We start from the raw sequence: 16,840 nt of genomic DNA, 5'->3' as shown, positions 1-16,840 counted from the left end.
TAACGTAATAAGCAAGACACGTTATCAAATTCACAAGCGCATCAATCGACGCGCTTGCCTAATTTGGCATAACCAGTTTCTAAAAACTGCACAACTTGATGGCGTTTTTTACCAATCAGTAAACAGCCATCGCTCATAAATAGAAAATTTAACCACGTCGCTTTAAATGTACGCCAATCAGTTTCAATAACATGCTTTCGCGATAAACAGTAATAAACGGTTGTGTTCTCGTCCCAATCAAGATGATTAATAATTTCTTCAGGAAGCGCTTCATCATTATCCCACGCAGATTCCCACTTTACTGAGTTACCCCATGTTTTACCATTACCCGGCCAATCTTTAGTGTCGAAAAAATCAGGGTGATCTTTTTCACGGCTGACAAATGTGCACCATAAATTCGTTGCACGGCTATCTGACATTGGCTTTATTTTAGAAAGTAAATTTTCTTCGATAGGCAGTTGTTGATGACGAAATGCCCACGCATATTTAAAGTCATCAAGGGATATGTAATTCATACTCGGTCAAATCAGTAAAAAGTCGTGAAACTATACCACAATTAATGTTTAAGCTAAATCACAGTAATGCGCAGAGCATAAGGTTGATAGAAAAGTAAAACGCAAAAAATCAGACTAGTTAAAGTTGGCTTGGTAACGTTTGCTGGTACTTATTGTAAATTTCAGCCAGTTTTCCTGACTTTTTTAATTCAGCAAAACGACCATCAAACAGTTGCGCTATTTGTTTACCGCGTTCAGATTTCGAAAACGCCATATACAAATTCAAAGAGCCAATATCTACTAATTCAAATTCCAATTTATCAGGCTGCTTAGACAAATACGTCGCTAAAATTGTGCGAACATCAATAAAGTAATCGACTCGATTATGGCGCACTAAGTTAAACCCACTGTCCGTGCTTTCGGTCGGTACGCCTTTTATTTGGGATTTTAACTCACCACTGAGTAATTCATTCCGATACCCTGAACGCCAAACCCCGACTAATTCAGGTAGCTGTGTCAATTTCACAGCATTCAAATGGGTCTTTTTAATTAACACAGAAATTGGTTGGCTTAAAACAATATGCTGCGACATAACATAATTGCTATTTAACGGCATTGCGCCGGTAAAATCAGCATTGCCAGACTTTACTAATTCAAGCGCTCTCAGCCAAGGCGTATACTGCACATCAAACTCTTGTACATTATGAAAAACACTGCGCATTAACTCATGATATAAACCGGAACCGTCTTTATCAGTATAATTTGGCCAAGAGTCAGTAACCCAACGAATTGGGGGGTTAATCTCTTTTTGTTGTGACACACAGCAGGTTGAAAACAACAACAAGCTTAAAAAGCAATAAAATCTAATTTTCACAACGCTTGCTCCAGGATGAATACTACAAAACTAAACTAATTTGCTCTGGTTTACTACTTTTAGCTGCAAGTTTGACCTTTACTTAATTACTTATTATGACAAACTTACAGATCTTACCAGTTCAATTTTCAAAAGGTGCCCCGTGCAATTTAATGGTACACAAGATTACATCGCGTCAGATTCACTTAAGCTGGCAGTAAACGCTGCAATTACGTTAGAAAAGCCACTCTTAATCAAAGGTGAACCGGGTACAGGTAAAACCATGTTGGCCGAAGAATTGGCAAAAGCACTCGATACTGAGTTAATTCAGTGGCATATAAAGTCAACAACTAAAGCACAACAAGGCTTATATGAATATGACGCAGTATCACGCTTGCGAGATAGCCAGCTCGGCGATGAAAAAGTACACGACATTAGCAATTACATTGTTAAAGGTAAGCTTTGGCAAGCCTTTGAAGCAAACAAACGCCCTATTCTATTAATTGATGAAATAGACAAAGCTGATATCGAGTTTCCAAATGACTTGTTGCTAGAACTCGATAAAATGGAGTTCTATGTGTATGAAACACAACAACGCGTAAAAGCAATCGACCGCCCAATAGTTATTATTACCTCTAACAATGAAAAAGAACTACCCGATGCCTTTTTACGCCGCTGTTTTTTCCATTACATAAACTTTCCAACAGCAGAGGAAATGGCACAGATCATTGAAGTTCACCACCCTAACGTGAAACAGGATTTACTTGCACAAGCACTGCAAGTTTTCTTTGGTTTACGTGATGTAAATGGCCTTAAAAAGAAACCATCCACCAGCGAATTAATCGACTGGCTTAAATTGTTACTTGCCGAAGATATAGACGCACAAACCTTGCATGATAAAACTCAAAAAGGCGGACTTATGCCACTTTTTGGCGCACTGCTTAAAAATGAGCAAGATGTAAGCCTTATCGAAAAACTCGCATTTCTCGCTAAGCGTTAACACTTATGCTGATTGCGTTTTTTTCCACATTAAAAAAACACCGCGTAAATGTGAGCGTGCGTGAACTGTTGGATTTAATCAATGCATTAAAAAAACAGGTCATATTTGCCAATATCGACGATTTTTATCACTTGGCAAAACTGTGTCTAGTCAAAGACGAAACGCAGTTTGATAAATTTGATCGCGCTTTTGCTGAATATTTTGAAGGGGTTGAGGCTGTTGATATTTTCTCTAAGCTGCAAACCCAACATCAACTTCCCGAAGCGTGGTTAAAAAAGGAATTTGAAAAGCACCTTAGCCAAGAAGAAAAAGACAAAATTGAGGCCCTAGGTGGCCTTGATAAACTTATGAAAACCTTGGCAGAGCGCCTAAAAGAGCAGCAAAAAAGGCATGCCGGTGGTAATAAGTGGGTTGGCACTGGCGGCACCTCCCCGTTTGGTGCCTATGGTTATAATCCTGAAGGCATACGTATTGGGCAAGATGGCAACAATCATCGCCGCGCTGTAAAAGTGTGGGATAAACGCCAGTTCAAAAACCTTGATCAAGACGCCGATATTAGCTCGCGTACCATGAAGCTCGCGCTAAAAAAGCTCAGAAAGTTTGCCCGTAGCGGTGAAAGTGACGAACTTGATTTGAATAACACGATTAGCGCAACTGCAAAACAAGGCGGTATGCTCGATGTAAAAATGAAACCTGAGCGCCACAATGCCGTAAAAGTACTTATGTTCTTTGATATTGGTGGCTCGATGGATGACTATATTCACACCTGTGAGCAACTGTTTAGCGCTGCACACTCTGAATTTAAACACCTAGAGTTTTTCTATTTTCATAACTGCTTATATGAAAACGTATGGCAAGATAACAAGCGCCGTTACAGTGACGTATTGGATACCTTAACAATCATCAACCGCTTTGCGAGCGACTATAAAGTGATTTTTGTTGGTGATGCAACAATGGGGCCTTACGAGATTGATTACTCCGGTGGCAGTGTTGAACATTGGAATGAGGAGCCAGGCAGAGTATGGCTTGAAAGAATAACGCAACACTTTAGTAATGTAGTTTGGCTTAATCCACAACCGAAACAATATTGGCACTACTACCCTTCAATTGGCATTATTGAGCACTTAATGGAAAAGCGCATGTTTCCCCTTACGCTAGATGGGATCGGGCAAGCAATTAAAAGTTTAAATTAGCGCTTACTGCGACTTTACTTTATCTAAATTTGATTAGTAGGATAAAACCCTAATTATAAAATAAAGCATATAAAATGGATAAGCACACGGTTACAGAGTACTTTATGAGTAAGCCTTTCACGAGCGTAAGCCAACCGTTTGGAGAAGGCGTAGACGTTTTTAAAGTCAAAGATAAAATGTTTGCGACCCTATCGCTTGGTAACGGTAATGAGAAAGATACAAATGGTAAAATGGCGGGTCACTATTGCATTAATTTAAAATGTGACCCTGATGAAGCACTTGCGCTACGCGATATTTTTGACGCTGTTATTCCAGGTTATCATATGAATAAAAAGCTTTGGAATACCGTGATTCTTGATGGTTCAATGCCAAAAGGTGAAATTGAGCGCCTTATAGATAATTCGTTTTTATTGGTTGTTAGTAAAATGACCAAAGCAGATAGAGAAATGATATCACTTCACCTGTAACTCTAAGTATTTGCTTAAAAATAAAAAGGGAGTTAAATAATTAAAACTCCCCACTTATTTTTTATTTAAGCAAGCGGTCAGTAGTTTGCAAGGCTTTGCGGATCATATTTTTCCGAATCAAGAATAACATTCACTTCACGGGCTTTTGCATCAAGTTCAGCTTGCCAAATACTCAACTCTTCCATCGTAATAGTATTGTCATCAAGCTGCCAAAGCTGGCGAGAACCGGCATATGAGTAGTTAATTATCTGCATAGCGATAACATCGCCTTCCTCAACGGCAGCTTTTAACCTACGCATTTTGCGGGTAATGTAATTTAGCTGCTTTTTTAGCTCCCAAACATACGTTACTTCTGTCATAAAATCGTGATGCTTATATTTTTTTAACACGCTACCAATCACTAAACAGCTAATCACGACTCCTGCAAGGTTCCAGTGGAAATGACCCCCTTGCTCATTCGGTAAAACGGCGATGAGCCCTTGTGCAATACCCAAACTGCCGACAACGAGTGCAGCAATGCAGCCAACAATCACTTTATTTAAATGATTGCGATAACGAGCTTTGTTGATCTCTTGTAATTTCATGCGCGTAAAACCTATAAATTATTCTGACGTGTATCAAGACAAGGCATTTTACCATTTATTAATTGAAACAAAACCTTGCAAGTCAGTTGTTAAAATATAAAATGAAAACGATTATCAATAGCATTAGATAGGAAAACACATGAAATATTTAATTAAGTTAGGTTTTATTACGTTAGCGGGAGCACTATTCTCTGCCAATGCATCAGCTTCGTGCAAAGCTACACTCGAAGCCAACGATATGATGCAATTCAACCAAAAAGCACTGATCTTTTCTAAAGACTGTAAAGAAATTAGCATTGAGTTAAAGCACGTTGGTAAATTACCTGCTCAAACCATGGGTCATAACGTTGTAGTTGTAGACACAGCAAATATACAGGCTGTTGCAACAGATGGTATGTCGGCAGGAATTGATAACCAATATGTAAAACAAGGCGATGAGCGCGTATATGGATATTCCAAAGTAATCGGTGGCGGCGAAACAACCACACTCACTTTTGCGACCGACAAATTAAAGGCTGGTGGCGACTATTCATTTTTCTGCTCATTCCCAGGCCACTGGGCGATTATGAAAGGTAAGTTAGAGTTCAAATAGGCTGAAAATTCCTACTGGGCGTTTTTTAAACGCCCTTAAGGACAAATGTCCTTACCTCAAACATCTACAAAGCACTATATTGGTGAATCACTTTGAAAATACAGTGTGTAATAATGAACTTTAACGTCATTAAAACGTCATAACTCTGTATTAAGTTAATGGAAATCGCAGGCACCCTGATCCAGTGGCTGTACTTGTAAAACCAGTGTTTACCCTAAACACTTAGATAAGAGAGTCGAAAATGGACTATTTATATCAAGGATCCAAAATCCATGTGGCATTGCCTGTGGACTTTGCATCCATCAACAAAAGCAAGGTGACTTTCGAAGATAAGTCAGGCAATCAACGCGTTGATTTCGAAAACAAAAGCGACGCACGCCAATTCCTTAGCTGGCTAACAAGCCAAAAATAAAAAAACCGCGAAATTCGCGGTTTTTTTATGTCTGCTAATAAGTTTGTTAGCTTAGCCAATTAAATAAACCTCACATTTAAAACGCTTACACCAGATAAAAATATTTCGCTCTGCTCACATAAGATATAGAGTAAATACTTCATTAAACTGTAAATTAGCTGTAAAACTAAACACTTAACTTAGTACCTTTATTAACAACAAAAATAAGGGTATACATGAAAACCAACGCTATCTCACTACTTGTTGCTGGTGCTATTGCTTGCGCAAGCCAACAAGCGAACGCCTTCTCACAAGAAACACACAAACGCATTGTTATTGATGCAGTAAATTACATGCAACAAAACCCAAGCTCTACTGAATATGCCAAGTTGTCCGCATGGGCGTCTCAACTTAACTTGTCAGTTGCACAGTTGGCTAACCTACTTGGTCAAGCTGCTTACGATGTTGATGATTTTGAAGATACATTCTTTTGTGGCGCAATCACAGGGTCTTGCGTACAAGCGCCTATTTGGGGCGCAGCTGAGAGCATTGTAAAATACACTAGCTACTGGCACTTTCAAAACCATACTCAAGGCCCTGACCAACACGGCAATGACTTTGGCGGTTATAACTACCAAAAACTTACGGTATGGGGTGACATTGATAATTTAGCCGCCACTTGGTTAAAAGGCGATTACTTGGACGATGGCCGCGGTGGCGAAACCGGCTGGTTTGGTTCTGACTCAACTAAATACAATAGCTACGGAATCACTGAAGCAAACTACCGTATCGATGGTCACTCACACTACAAAATGTATGATGACTTTGAAGAAATGCCGTTCCAACCAATTGATCATTTAGGTCAGTACTGGTTTCAAAAGTTTATCGAAAGTAAAAACCCACAGATCCTAGGATTTGTATTTCATACCACTGATTTACTACAGCCACACCACACTTGGGTAACGTCTGCTTTAAATCACTCTGGTTGGGAATCATGGGTAAAAGATTACTACGATAAAGAGCAGCTAAACGATTTTAGTAAAGTCAGCCAAGCACTTGAATACTACGCAACACTTGATGCAAACCAGCAAGATATTCGCCCTATTCTTACTCAAGGTGGAGCCCTTTCATATTCACAAGGTGGCATAGTACTTAATTCAAAAGATCACTATGACCGCGTAAATACCGGGCAAGTTGTGATCCCACATGCCATTGCTATGGTCGTTCATTTACTTAATCATGCCGTGGTACAGCTATAAATGAAGTTTTTAGTATTATTAAGCACGCTTTTAGCGTGCTTTGCACACGCTAATGTGCAATTTAATAACCAAGAAATTGCTTTTATGAAGCAGTTTTATGTAAAACAAGGTGAGCAGTTAACACTAAGTCAAACACAACAAAGGCTTGAAACCCTGTACTTTCATCTTGCCCTCGCTAAACAAAAAGCACCAACATTATTAGATCGTGTTGCAAGTGTCGGCTTTAGCACTAACTATCATAAAAAACGCTATATGATCAGCTTATTAAGTAACGAAAATACTCAAGTTTCAGTGCCAAACATTGCTCTTACCAGCACAAAACTAAAACAGTTACTTGGTAACTATCCTCATAATGGCATCGCAACAACGCAACTTTTAGCTAAGTTAACTCAACCCTTAACTACAAGCTATACATTGGCAGATGCTTATAATGATGCATCCATGCAAGCGCGCTTTAACCTGCACCAAGGTGACATTAAGCAACTAACTGAACTCGTAAAGGTAGAAGCCCATTACCAAACCGTAAAGCAACAGCATCAGAACCCAAATATTCGCTGGCCAGTGCTCGAGTCACTCAGTACAAGTCAGGCTATCACGCCAGCTCTGCTTAACTACCTTGGTGTAAAAGCCAGTATGCATAATGAAAGCCCATACCTCGACAGTTTGAAACAACAAATTTCAACACCTGAAATTGCTAAATACTACCAACAAAATAAACAGCAATTTCGCTATAGTTCAGAAGTAACAGCCGCATCACTAATCTTTAACTCGCAAGAAGCTGCACAAGCCGCCTACAAAAATAATGCGATGTCACAGCAACTTAATAGTAAAAAAGCCGTTATAAAGCGTAAAACGCTTAACAATAACTTTGTTAATCAAGCTGCATTTAATTTATCAACAAAACAAGGTCCAACGCTTTTACGCACACCTAAAGAGCAATGGGTGATCATTCAAGTATTTGATAAAAAATATGATTACTACCCTGAAAACAGTGAAACCGTTGTCTATCAGGCGAAAACCTCACTTGCAACAACACTGGCTAAAAAGCAGTATGCCACTGCTAAAAATCAATGGCTAAAAGGCGACCAATTATGAAATTAAAATTACTATTTGCTAGCATAGTCATAGGGTTGATTATCGCGCTTGGTTGGTTTAGCAATTTGCCAATGAGCCCAAATACTTATACTCCAATGAATGCCCCAAAAGCCGTGCATTCAAGTGAAAAACCCGCAGAAAAAATACAATCTATCGAAACAAAAGCACCAGTATTAACCGTTAACAGCAGATTAAAAACAACACCAATCAGCCCCGTAAAAACGCATGTTAAAGTGGATATTCCGCCGATATCACCAACTAAGATAGAGACAAGATTTACCGGTGATTTAGACGATCACGAGGCTTACTTAGCGTATGAGAATAAACAAGAAATCGCGTTAAAAACAGCGTATATTCAAGCCGCCAAAGACAAAGTAAAACTGTTAAACTCTTGGTTAGTAAACGGCATAAACCAACAACTTGATGCCTCTCAAATTGAATTTGCGAAAGAAAAAATTAAAGCGCTAGAGCAACTCACCCAATCATTAGAAGAAGAACTAAAAAAGGCAAGCTAAATGCTCGCCTTTTTACCAAACCAACTAATCTATTATGCCGGTTTTAAATCAATTTTGCGCTGGTTGTAGTAGCTAATAAGGTCATCTACTGTTTTTTGGCAATACTCACGAATGCCAGAAACCAGCATATTCTTTTCACCTTTACCAATCACTTTGTCGCCATCTTTAAAAACAAACGGTAGCGTGATTTTTCCGCGTTTTCCTGTTAGCTCAAATTCAGGCGTCACAAACTCTAATACCGGCTGTTTAACATCTAGGCTAGAGAACTCAATCGACATTGACTCATACATCACCATAGGGCGTGCAGGGTTAATCATCACCTCTTGCTCACCCATCAGCGGAATAATCACGTGTGGGAATGCTTTACCTGAAAATTCCACATAGTTTTTAATTAAACTATTGGTCAGCTCTTCACACGTTGATGTCTCACCTTCACGATTTACCGATAAGTACACTTTATCATCTTGTGTTAACGCAATTTCACTGTCGGCATTTGGAAAAGTAAGCGATACTTTTTCGTCTACCATGCCAGCAAAAGTAAAGTGCATTTTTTCACTTACACCGTATTTGTTTAACACCATTGAGAAAAGTAAATCACCTGGTACACAAAAACGCTTTGCATCAATATCATGAAGCGGGTTGTAATCGTCAGCAATCAGTTTTGCAAAACGGCTAGCCTGATCACGGCTGAACGATACTTTTCCTTCAGACTCTTGATAGAAACCAGATAACATAAAATAACCTCAATTTTAACTTGGCCGCGCATTTTATCAGCGTTTTTCTGAATAATTGGTCATACCTGTTGAAAGGCAATCACGATTGCTAAAAGCGCCATTCTAAATTTAAATAATACTTATCCATAGATAAGAAAGTGTGGTGACTATAACCGGCTTTTAAACCCCAGTTGCGGGCGAAATCATACTGTAAACCTAAGCCTAAATTTGCCCCAAAATTGGTTGAGTTTTCGCGTGCAATCGGCTCTTGCTGCTGCGAGCGATGGTAAGTTAATTTAGTAGAGACACGCGTTACTGCAAGACCAGCGATACCGTAAAACGATAACTTATCATTAATATGATAAAAATGATAAATACCATCTAAGGTTAAAATACTCGCATCGCTGTCATGATACACATTATTCTTACAATCAAAAAAACAGAGGTCTAACCAATCAAGTTCAATGCCATAGGTATAGTTGGCGCGCACTGCTAAATCGTTTGTCACATAATAACCTAAGCCAACACTTGCGTTAACAATGTCAGAATCATCACCATTTAAATCATAATCATCCAATAAATCTTGCAGGTTTTGGTCTAGCTCGTCGCGCGCATCCTTACTGTTGTAATTGTAATAATTTGAAGCAGCCCCAAAGTTGATAAAATATTGACCTTGCTTTTGGTTTTTTGCCATTGCTGTAGCGGGAATTAAAAGCGTTACTATAAAAATCAGAAAAGAAACCGATTTCATAACATATCCTTTTGTATTTGAATGAAAAATTAAAAACGGATATATCGTACCTAATTTGTGAAAAACGCCCATAAATTAATGGTAATAAAATGTAAAAAGCCAGCATAATGCTGGCTTTTATAAACAATAAATTAAAACGTAATTATTATTGCGCTTGGTACGCCTTATAGGCTTTTTCTAGCTTCTTCGCCTGCTTCTTAGAAACACCAATATGGTTTAACGCTACGCGTAAACGTGCTCGCGACATATCTGAACCAAGAATCTCCATTGCATCAACAACCGATGTAGACGATGTTTTACCTGTGATAGCAACAAAAATTGGCTCTAAGAAGTCTTTAATCTTAAGCTCAAAGTACGTTGCAACCGCTTTTGCAATGGCAAAAATCTCTGATTTTTCCCAAGTACGTAGTGCTTCTAATTCCCAGATGAAAATTTGTAATGCTTCACGCACCACATCTTCTTCTACTTTGCCAGCAGTTAATAATGCAGGGTCATATTGTGGTGTACCCGCAACAAAGTGGCCTGCTAAATCGACTAAATCTGATAACGTATTAATACGTGTTTTTGCCTGTGGTAATACTTTAGCAAGTAACTCAGGGTTAAATTTCCAGTCAAAGAAACGCGCCATTAACTCTTCGTCAGATAAGTTTTCGCGGATCCATAAACCGTTTAACCAGTTAAGCTTGTCGATATCGAAAATTGGTCCACCTAGTGATACACGCTTCATATCAAAGTGTTCAATCATTTCATCAAGCGTGAACTTTTCACGCTCATCTGGCATTGACCAACCCATACGGCCAAGGTAGTTAAGCAATGCTTCTGGTAAAAAGCCCATCTCTTTATAGTAATTAATCGATGTTGGGTTTTTACGCTTAGATAATTTTGACTTATCAGGGTTACGCAGTAGTGGTAAGTGACCCAATACCGGCGGCTGCCAGCCAAAATCTTCATAAAGTTTTAATAGCTTAGGCGCCGAGTTAATCCATTCTTCACCACGGAAAATATGGCTAATTTCCATATGGTGATCATCGACCACATTCGCTAAGAAATAGGTTGGGAAACCATCCGCTTTTAAAAGCACCTGCATGTCTACGTTTTCCCACGGGATTTCAATCTCGCCACGTAGGTAATCGTTAAACTTGAAAGAACCTTCCGTAGGAATTTTCATACGGATAACGTAAGGCTTACCCGCTTCAAGGTTTGCTTTAATTTCGTCTTCAGACAAGTTTAAACCACGGCCGTCATACTTAGGACGAAGACCTTCCGTCATTTGCTCTTCACGCATTTGGTCAAGCTCTTCAGCTGTAGCAAAACAGTAAAACGCTTTACCTTCATCAACCAATTGGTGAGCAAACTTTTTGTACATATCAGAACGCTCAGACTGACGGTAAGGGCCAAACTCACCACCCACATCAGGACCGTGATCCCAGTTAAGGCCTAACCACTTAAGGCTGTCCATAATCGCTTGTTCTGATTCACGCGTGCTACGCACTTGGTCTGTATCTTCAATACGCAGTACAAATTCACCACCTTGCTGTTTCGCAAAGCAGTAGTTAAATAGTGCAATATAGGCCGTTCCTAAATGCGGATCACCGGTTGGTGACGGTGCAACACGTGTACGAATTGTCATCAAATGTCTCTTATAAATCGATAGCGATAAAATTGGCGAAAAGATAGCACACCACAGCTATTTTTCGAAGTCATTCCCGCACTTTTTTAAGCTAAATGACCACCTCTATTCCACCATCACGATGCCTTAGCACTTGATCAACCCTAGCAAGGCCTAGTCCAAATGCTTGTCGAGAGCTGGGGCCGCCCAAAGTAAATCTCAGTGCGTTACAATTCGCGTTGCCATTGCGTGTGAATACATCAACGGTTCGCACAATCACGCGATTTGCTTTTAATTGATTTGCCAGTGAGAACATATTAATATGCTCCGGCAGTGGTAAATACACATTCAAGCCCGAAAAAATGGCCTCTAAACCATGTTTTTCAAAAAGCGAACGCAGTAAGTTGATGCGCGCGCTTACTTCTTCTGCGAGCTGCGATTGGTTACGTTTAAATTCATCATCGTGTAATGCAAGTGCTAACAACTCAAAATTCATCATCGAGACCGACCAACACTGACTATGAATTTGCTTAAGCACGGCTTGTTGCCACAAAAATGGCGCAATTAAGTAACCAGCACGCAAGCCACCAGCAAAGTATTTTGAAAAGCTACCAATATAAAACACCCTGTCGTTGGCAGTTTGCCAAAGCGGTAAACGCCAGTTTTCAGGCAAACAGTAGTTCACATCATCTTCAAGAATAAAAAAGTTATAACGCTGGCTAAGTGCAAGCAGTCCATCTAGCGTTGCTTGGTCATAGCGAATATTGGTGGGGTTTTGGCAGTTTGGCGTTATGTAAATCGCTTTTATCTTATGCGACTTACAATAAGCCTCAAGGGCATTTAAATCGATACCTGCGGGCGTAAGAGCAATCGGTTTAGTATTTAAACCGAGTGAATCACATGCTTGATAAAATCCCGGATAACACATTTCCTCATGAAGCACCGTATCACCCGCTTGGCACAATGCAGCAAGCACACTGTAAATCGCTTGCTGAGCACCTTGGCAAAAAATCAGCTCCTGCTTGCCAATTTGCAATCCTTTATCGTTTAACCAAGCTTTAAACGTACTTTGTAGTTCATCGCTGCCATTGAGTTTGTAGCGCAAAATATCTGTCAGCGCAGATTCGTTATTTGCTAACTTGCGCATTTGCTCGGCCAATACATTTTGCTGCCCCATAAGCGGCATCATGCTCGATGAAAAATCGGTATCGTCTAATTCATCCAGATGAACTGACTGCGCTTTTATAAACGTGCCTGCCCCAAGTTTTGCTGTCGCAATGCCGCGTTTAACGAGTAAATCATAGGCGCGCGTAACCGTGCCATGAGTCACACCAAGGTGATCGGCCAAAATTCGTTGCGCTGGCAATTTTTGCTCAGCAGAAATTACCCCAGATTGAGCGACACGCTCAATTAAATCTGCAAGCGATTGATATTTTGAATTTAATTTACAGAGCTCTTGATACTCCGTCACATCTGGCAACCAAATTGTATTCATAACAATATTTAAATTGATCCTTTTTAAACAATATGCCATTGCTAACAATATAAATAAACATGAAATTGTATTGATACAATTGGAGGATCAAAATGGAAACCAGCGCAGTATTGTCATTATTGCCTGCACTTATATTATTTAGCATAAGCGCAACACTCACACCGGGGCCAAATAATATTCTGCTCGCCTATTCAGGGGCGAATTTTGGTTTTCGTAAAACACTGCCACATATTGTGGGCATTCGTATCGGCATGACGTGTATGCATTTAGCTATGTTGCTTGGCCTTGGCAAGCTGTTTGAACAGTATCCAATGTTGCATCAAGTATTAAGTGCGTTTGCTGCCAGCTACATTATTTATTTAGCCATTAAGATTGCTCGCGGTAAGCCAAATAGCAGTAACAGTAGCGCCTCCCCTATGACCTTTAGCCAAGCAGCGCTATTTCAATTGGTGAACCCTAAATCATGGGCAATGTTACTCACTTTAGTAACCGCACTTACCTTACCCAATGAACAGTACTGGCCGTCAGCTTTGCTAGGCGTAATCGTGTTTAACTTGGCAACCTTGCCCTGCTCGTTTTTTTGGGTTGGTGTTGGTCGATACCTAAAGGGGTTTCTACAAAATCCACAAAAGCTAAAACGTTTTAATTTAGTTATGGCGACTCTGTTACTACTGACATTACCACTTATCTTTTATTAAGGAGTAAACAATATGAAGGTGTGCCACATAATTGATGACCATGATTTTGAACATATTCATCAGTTTTTATCGCTTCATGCATACTGGTGTTTAAATATTCCAAAACACACATTAAAAACGGCGTTAAGCAACTCATTATGCTTTGTTATAAAAAATGAAGACGGCGAATTGCTCGCATTTGCACGGGTAGTCAGTGACTATGCCACATTCGCTAATTTACTCGATGTCTTTGTGTTACCCGAATACCGCGGAGCAAGTGTTGGTAAAACTCTCATAAAAGCCGTTGTCGAGCATCCTAAGTTACAAGGTTTAAGGCGTTTCACCCTTGCCACTAAAGATGCGCATGGGCTTTATCAACAATTTGGCTTTAAAGCGCCTAAATTCCCAGACGCAAATATGGAAATCTATTTACCCAATATTTATCAAGATTAAGGCACAATAATAGTAGGGGCTTCTGGTTCTTCTTTACCTAACATACGGCGAATAGCATGTAGTTTTTGCGCATGCTCATTCTCTTTATGGTACGCAATATACACATCACGTTTAAACTCAGGTAATGCATCTAATCGATGTAACGACCCTTGCTCAATAAAAGGCTCTACTAATACATCGGGCAAATATGCCGTACCACCACACTGCAACATTAAATCAAGAGCGATACGTGCTGTACTGGTTCGCATTAATGGTGTTGCCATGCCTTTAAGCTCTTTACCATGCCATGCAGTAAAATTAGTGCCCCAATCAACACGAATATAACGGGTTACGTCACTTGGGCTAGCAATTGGTTCGCTTGAAGTTGATACCGGGATTAATGCAAAAGTATGCAGTAATTCAATTTTAAGCTCTTCCGCTTTGGGCGGATCAAAAATAATTGCGATATCTAGTGAGCGCTCTAACAATTGTCGCGTGATCTGCTCTCGCGCTAAAATTTCAGCTACCAAGCTCACATCGGGTTGCGTTGCGTATATTTTTGAAATCGCATCATGAATGTAGGTATCCCAGGTATTCGGCGTACCGGCGATAGAGATTTGTGTCACTTGCTCTTGGGTTAGTGCCACATCCTGTTTAGCCATACGCAATGTTTGCATCATCACTTCGGCATGCGAAACAAATCGTTCGCCCGCAGGCGTAAGCTGAATATTATTACGGTTGCGAATAAATAGCTCTACGCCAAAATACTGCTCAAGCTGGCGAATTCTCGAACTTACAGCAGCTTGCGTTAAATATAAATTTTCAGCCGCCTTACCAAAATGGCGACAATTTTTTACTTCTATAAAGGTTTTAACTAATTCGATATCCAAAGCAGCATCTCTTATCGTGACGATAAATTTTTATTGTTGTACTTAGTAAACACAATTCACGCATACTCCGCCAAAATGGGCAAAGTTGTCAACATGAGTATCTCATATGGACTTATTACATGGTTTTGTAAAAACAAGCAATTTCTATGATGACCTGAATTTTCCACAAGGATTTAACCGTAGCGGCCACTTTACAATTCAAGAAGCAGAGTTGTTAACAGCCATCGGTAAGCGATTATTTCAATTAGAACATCAACTAGCAGAGCCACAAAATCACACTGAAGAGAATTTTGTGGCTATGTGCGTTACAAAACGAGACCCCGAAACTCGATTAGAGAGTTTGTGGCACAAGTATAAATCGGCTACTCAAAGCAAACGATTTCAAACGCTAAGTAGTTCAGTTAAAGCCAATGTTGACAGCGCATTTAATGAATTAGAAGGTAATTACTAATGCGTGGTTGGATAATTTACAAACACAATGACTTACTACTACGACAAGAAGCATATGAGGTTAATCGCTTAGTTGAAGTCGCAAATGAAGAGAATATTGAGTTACAGGTATTTTCACCGGATCAGTTTGATCTTACGGTTACCCGTGATGATGAAAAAAGTATATTAATCGATGGTGAGCGTCAGAAGCTGCCTGACTTTGTAATGCCGCGTATGGGTGCTGGTACAACGTACTTTACCCTTGCTGTTGTTCGTCACTTAGAGCGACTAGGTGTGTATTGCGTAAACAGCTCGCATTCTATTGAAGTTGTAAAAGACAAATTATTTGCTCAACAAATTTTAGCTGAGAAAAACTTACCAACCCCCGATACCATGCTAGTTAAGTTCCCGGTAAATGTGGCGCTAGTTGAAAAACAAATTGGCTTTCCTGTGGTAGTTAAAACCCTTTCGGGTTCACAAGGCAGCGGGGTATTTTTATCAAAATCCCCAGGAGAATTTGATGACTTAATGCAGCTAATTGAAGCTACAAGTCCAAAAGCCAACATTATTCTTCAGCAGTTTGTAAAAGCCAGCCATGGTCGAGATTTACGTGTATTTACCATAGGTGGTCGCGCAATTGCCTGTATGGAACGAAATTCAAATGGCGAAAACTTTAAAGCTAATGTAAGTGCCGGCGGCGTGGGCAAACTTTATCCAATCACCCCAGAGATAGAGTGGCTAGCAACGCAAACAGCTAATGTATTAGGCTTAGATGTTGCCGGTATCGATTTATTATTTGATCAAGAACACTTTAAAATTTGCGAAGCGAATTCATCGCCTGGCTTTGAGGGATTAGAAAACGCAGTCGATATTGACGTACCGCGTGAAATCTTTCACTTTATTCGCATTCGCTTAGGTATTTTTGATAAAGCCTCCGCTAAAAAGGTAACCAAGCCAGTTGCAAAGCAATTGGAAGAAAAAAGCTAATTAATCGCTTTAACAAAAAACGCAGCCTAGAGCTGCGTTTTTTGTTTCTTTAATAAGTAGCTTTGAATTTGTTTAGGTAATTTGCATTTACCCGTTGTTGCGCCATCACAATCGTGTACTGCTACTTTCACAAGTTTACTATCCGCTACCGGCACAATGTACTTTTCACAGCGTTTACCTTTTTGAACATAGCCTTCAATGCATTGCCACCCGCCTTTGCCATTATCAATGGCAAATTCGGGCAAGCCATAGCTGACACACTGGCCGTAGCGCCAATCCTTACCAATAGGGCAAACACATCCACCACCTACTAAGGATTTATCCATGTCTTTGCCACATTGGCTCGCATATAAATTCAGTGGAAGAAATAAGAGTAATATTAGCCATTTCATTTGTCACTCCTTAACAAAAAGC

At 39.8% G+C, this 16,840-nt stretch carries 21 protein-coding genes; 12 read left to right on the top strand and 9 right to left on the bottom strand.

What is annotated here, in order from left to right; genetic code table 11:
* Window positions 1-41: 41 nt before the first annotated feature.
* Both PSPO_RS02845 and PSPO_RS02840 read right to left on the bottom strand, forming a co-directional pair.
* Complete coding sequence (locus PSPO_RS02845) at window positions 42-515, bottom strand: DUF2947 family protein (RefSeq protein ID WP_010560948.1); 474 nt, start codon at window positions 513-515, stop codon at window positions 42-44.
* 118 nt (window positions 516-633) lie between these two features.
* The gene (locus PSPO_RS02840; RefSeq protein WP_010560949.1) at window positions 634-1,368 is read right to left on the bottom strand and encodes a substrate-binding periplasmic protein; all 735 of its coding nucleotides are present in this window, start codon (window positions 1,366-1,368) and stop codon (window positions 634-636) included.
* A gap of 142 nt (window positions 1,369-1,510) precedes the next feature.
* On the opposite strand from PSPO_RS02840, the gene PSPO_RS02835 reads away from it, so the two are divergent.
* From PSPO_RS02835 to PSPO_RS02825, 3 genes are all read left to right on the top strand, one after another.
* The gene (locus tag PSPO_RS02835) at window positions 1,511-2,347 is read left to right on the top strand and encodes an AAA family ATPase (protein ID WP_010560950.1); all 837 of its coding nucleotides are present in this window, start codon (window positions 1,511-1,513) and stop codon (window positions 2,345-2,347) included.
* 5 nt (window positions 2,348-2,352) lie between these two features.
* Window positions 2,353-3,540: a vWA domain-containing protein gene (locus PSPO_RS02830; protein WP_010560951.1), complete on the top strand. Its 1,188-nt coding sequence runs from the start codon at window positions 2,353-2,355 to the stop codon at window positions 3,538-3,540.
* A 74-nt stretch (window positions 3,541-3,614) separates the two neighbouring features.
* A complete protein-coding gene (locus PSPO_RS02825; RefSeq protein ID WP_010560952.1) occupies window positions 3,615-4,007 on the top strand; it encodes an MmcQ/YjbR family DNA-binding protein in 393 nt (130 codons plus the stop codon).
* A 77-nt stretch (window positions 4,008-4,084) separates the two neighbouring features.
* Here PSPO_RS02825 and PSPO_RS02820 read toward each other — a convergent pair whose 3' ends face one another.
* Window positions 4,085-4,591 carry a DUF3087 domain-containing protein gene (locus PSPO_RS02820; RefSeq protein ID WP_010560953.1) on the bottom strand — a complete coding sequence of 169 codons (507 nt, stop codon included), beginning with the start codon at window positions 4,589-4,591 and terminating at the stop codon, window positions 4,085-4,087.
* A 139-nt stretch (window positions 4,592-4,730) separates the two neighbouring features.
* Here PSPO_RS02820 and azu point away from each other — a divergent pair, with 139 nt between their 5' ends.
* The 5 genes from azu (at window position 4,731) to PSPO_RS02795 (ending at window position 8,443) form a co-directional block, all read left to right on the top strand.
* On the top strand, window positions 4,731-5,183 hold the full coding sequence (azu, locus tag PSPO_RS02815) for an azurin (protein ID WP_010560954.1): 453 nt from the start codon (window positions 4,731-4,733) through the stop codon (window positions 5,181-5,183).
* A 241-nt stretch (window positions 5,184-5,424) separates the two neighbouring features.
* Window positions 5,425-5,595, top strand: coding sequence for a hypothetical protein (locus PSPO_RS21780; protein ID WP_010560955.1), 171 nt, complete (start codon window positions 5,425-5,427; stop codon window positions 5,593-5,595).
* 215 nt (window positions 5,596-5,810) lie between these two features.
* Window positions 5,811-6,833 (top strand): phospholipase C/P1 nuclease family protein, encoded by a 1,023-nt coding sequence (locus PSPO_RS02805; protein WP_010560956.1) that lies wholly within the window; start codon window positions 5,811-5,813, stop codon window positions 6,831-6,833.
* Window positions 6,834-7,928 (top strand): peptidylprolyl isomerase, encoded by a 1,095-nt coding sequence (locus PSPO_RS02800; protein ID WP_010560957.1) that lies wholly within the window; start codon window positions 6,834-6,836, stop codon window positions 7,926-7,928.
* A complete protein-coding gene (locus PSPO_RS02795; RefSeq protein WP_010560958.1) occupies window positions 7,925-8,443 on the top strand; it encodes a hypothetical protein in 519 nt (172 codons plus the stop codon). Before PSPO_RS02800 ends, PSPO_RS02795 begins: the two co-directional genes overlap by 4 nt.
* A 32-nt stretch (window positions 8,444-8,475) precedes the next feature.
* Here PSPO_RS02795 and PSPO_RS02790 read toward each other — a convergent pair whose 3' ends face one another.
* The 4 genes from PSPO_RS02790 to PSPO_RS02775 form a co-directional block, all read right to left on the bottom strand.
* Window positions 8,476-9,177, bottom strand: a complete 702-nt coding sequence (locus PSPO_RS02790) for a DUF3581 family protein (RefSeq protein ID WP_010560959.1) — start codon at window positions 9,175-9,177, stop codon at window positions 8,476-8,478.
* Between the two features lie 88 nt (window positions 9,178-9,265).
* Complete coding sequence (locus PSPO_RS02785; protein WP_010560960.1) at window positions 9,266-9,907, bottom strand: outer membrane protein; 642 nt, start codon at window positions 9,905-9,907, stop codon at window positions 9,266-9,268.
* A 145-nt stretch (window positions 9,908-10,052) separates the two neighbouring features.
* Entirely contained in the window at window positions 10,053-11,537 is a 1,485-nt protein-coding gene (gene gltX / locus PSPO_RS02780) for a glutamate--tRNA ligase (RefSeq protein ID WP_010560961.1), read from the bottom strand.
* Window positions 11,538-11,628: 91 nt separating this feature from the next.
* Window positions 11,629-13,011 carry an aminotransferase-like domain-containing protein gene (locus tag PSPO_RS02775; protein ID WP_010560962.1) on the bottom strand — a complete coding sequence of 461 codons (1,383 nt, stop codon included), beginning with the start codon at window positions 13,009-13,011 and terminating at the stop codon, window positions 11,629-11,631.
* 92 nt (window positions 13,012-13,103) lie between these two features.
* Between PSPO_RS02775 and PSPO_RS02770 the strand changes: the two genes are divergently transcribed.
* Both PSPO_RS02770 and PSPO_RS02765 read left to right on the top strand, forming a co-directional pair.
* The gene (locus PSPO_RS02770) at window positions 13,104-13,709 is read left to right on the top strand and encodes a LysE family translocator (RefSeq protein ID WP_010560963.1); all 606 of its coding nucleotides are present in this window, start codon (window positions 13,104-13,106) and stop codon (window positions 13,707-13,709) included.
* Window positions 13,710-13,721: 12 nt separating this feature from the next.
* The gene (locus tag PSPO_RS02765; protein ID WP_010560964.1) at window positions 13,722-14,141 is read left to right on the top strand and encodes a GNAT family N-acetyltransferase; all 420 of its coding nucleotides are present in this window, start codon (window positions 13,722-13,724) and stop codon (window positions 14,139-14,141) included.
* Here the strand turns inward: PSPO_RS02765 and PSPO_RS02760 are convergent.
* Window positions 14,138-15,010 (bottom strand): LysR family transcriptional regulator, encoded by an 873-nt coding sequence (locus tag PSPO_RS02760; RefSeq protein WP_010560965.1) that lies wholly within the window; start codon window positions 15,008-15,010, stop codon window positions 14,138-14,140. The genes PSPO_RS02765 and PSPO_RS02760 overlap by 4 nt on opposite strands.
* Window positions 15,011-15,116: 106 nt before the next feature.
* On the opposite strand from PSPO_RS02760, the gene maoP reads away from it, so the two are divergent.
* The gene (gene maoP / locus PSPO_RS02755; RefSeq protein ID WP_010560966.1) at window positions 15,117-15,461 is read left to right on the top strand and encodes a DUF413 domain-containing protein; all 345 of its coding nucleotides are present in this window, start codon (window positions 15,117-15,119) and stop codon (window positions 15,459-15,461) included.
* Window positions 15,461-16,426 (top strand): ATP-grasp domain-containing protein, encoded by a 966-nt coding sequence (locus PSPO_RS02750; protein ID WP_010560967.1) that lies wholly within the window; start codon window positions 15,461-15,463, stop codon window positions 16,424-16,426. The genes maoP and PSPO_RS02750 overlap by 1 nt, the downstream gene beginning before the upstream one ends.
* 26 nt (window positions 16,427-16,452) lie before the next feature.
* Here PSPO_RS02750 and PSPO_RS02745 read toward each other — a convergent pair whose 3' ends face one another.
* Window positions 16,453-16,818, bottom strand: a complete 366-nt coding sequence (locus PSPO_RS02745) for a hypothetical protein (protein ID WP_010560968.1) — start codon at window positions 16,816-16,818, stop codon at window positions 16,453-16,455.
* Window positions 16,819-16,840: the final 22 nt, after the last annotated feature.

The organism is Pseudoalteromonas spongiae UST010723-006 (assembly GCF_000238255.3).
Classification (GTDB): Bacteria; Pseudomonadota; Gammaproteobacteria; order Enterobacterales; family Alteromonadaceae; genus Pseudoalteromonas; species Pseudoalteromonas spongiae.
The sequence above is the reverse complement of the archived record's forward strand: the minus strand, read 5'-3'. Positions and strand labels throughout refer to the sequence as shown.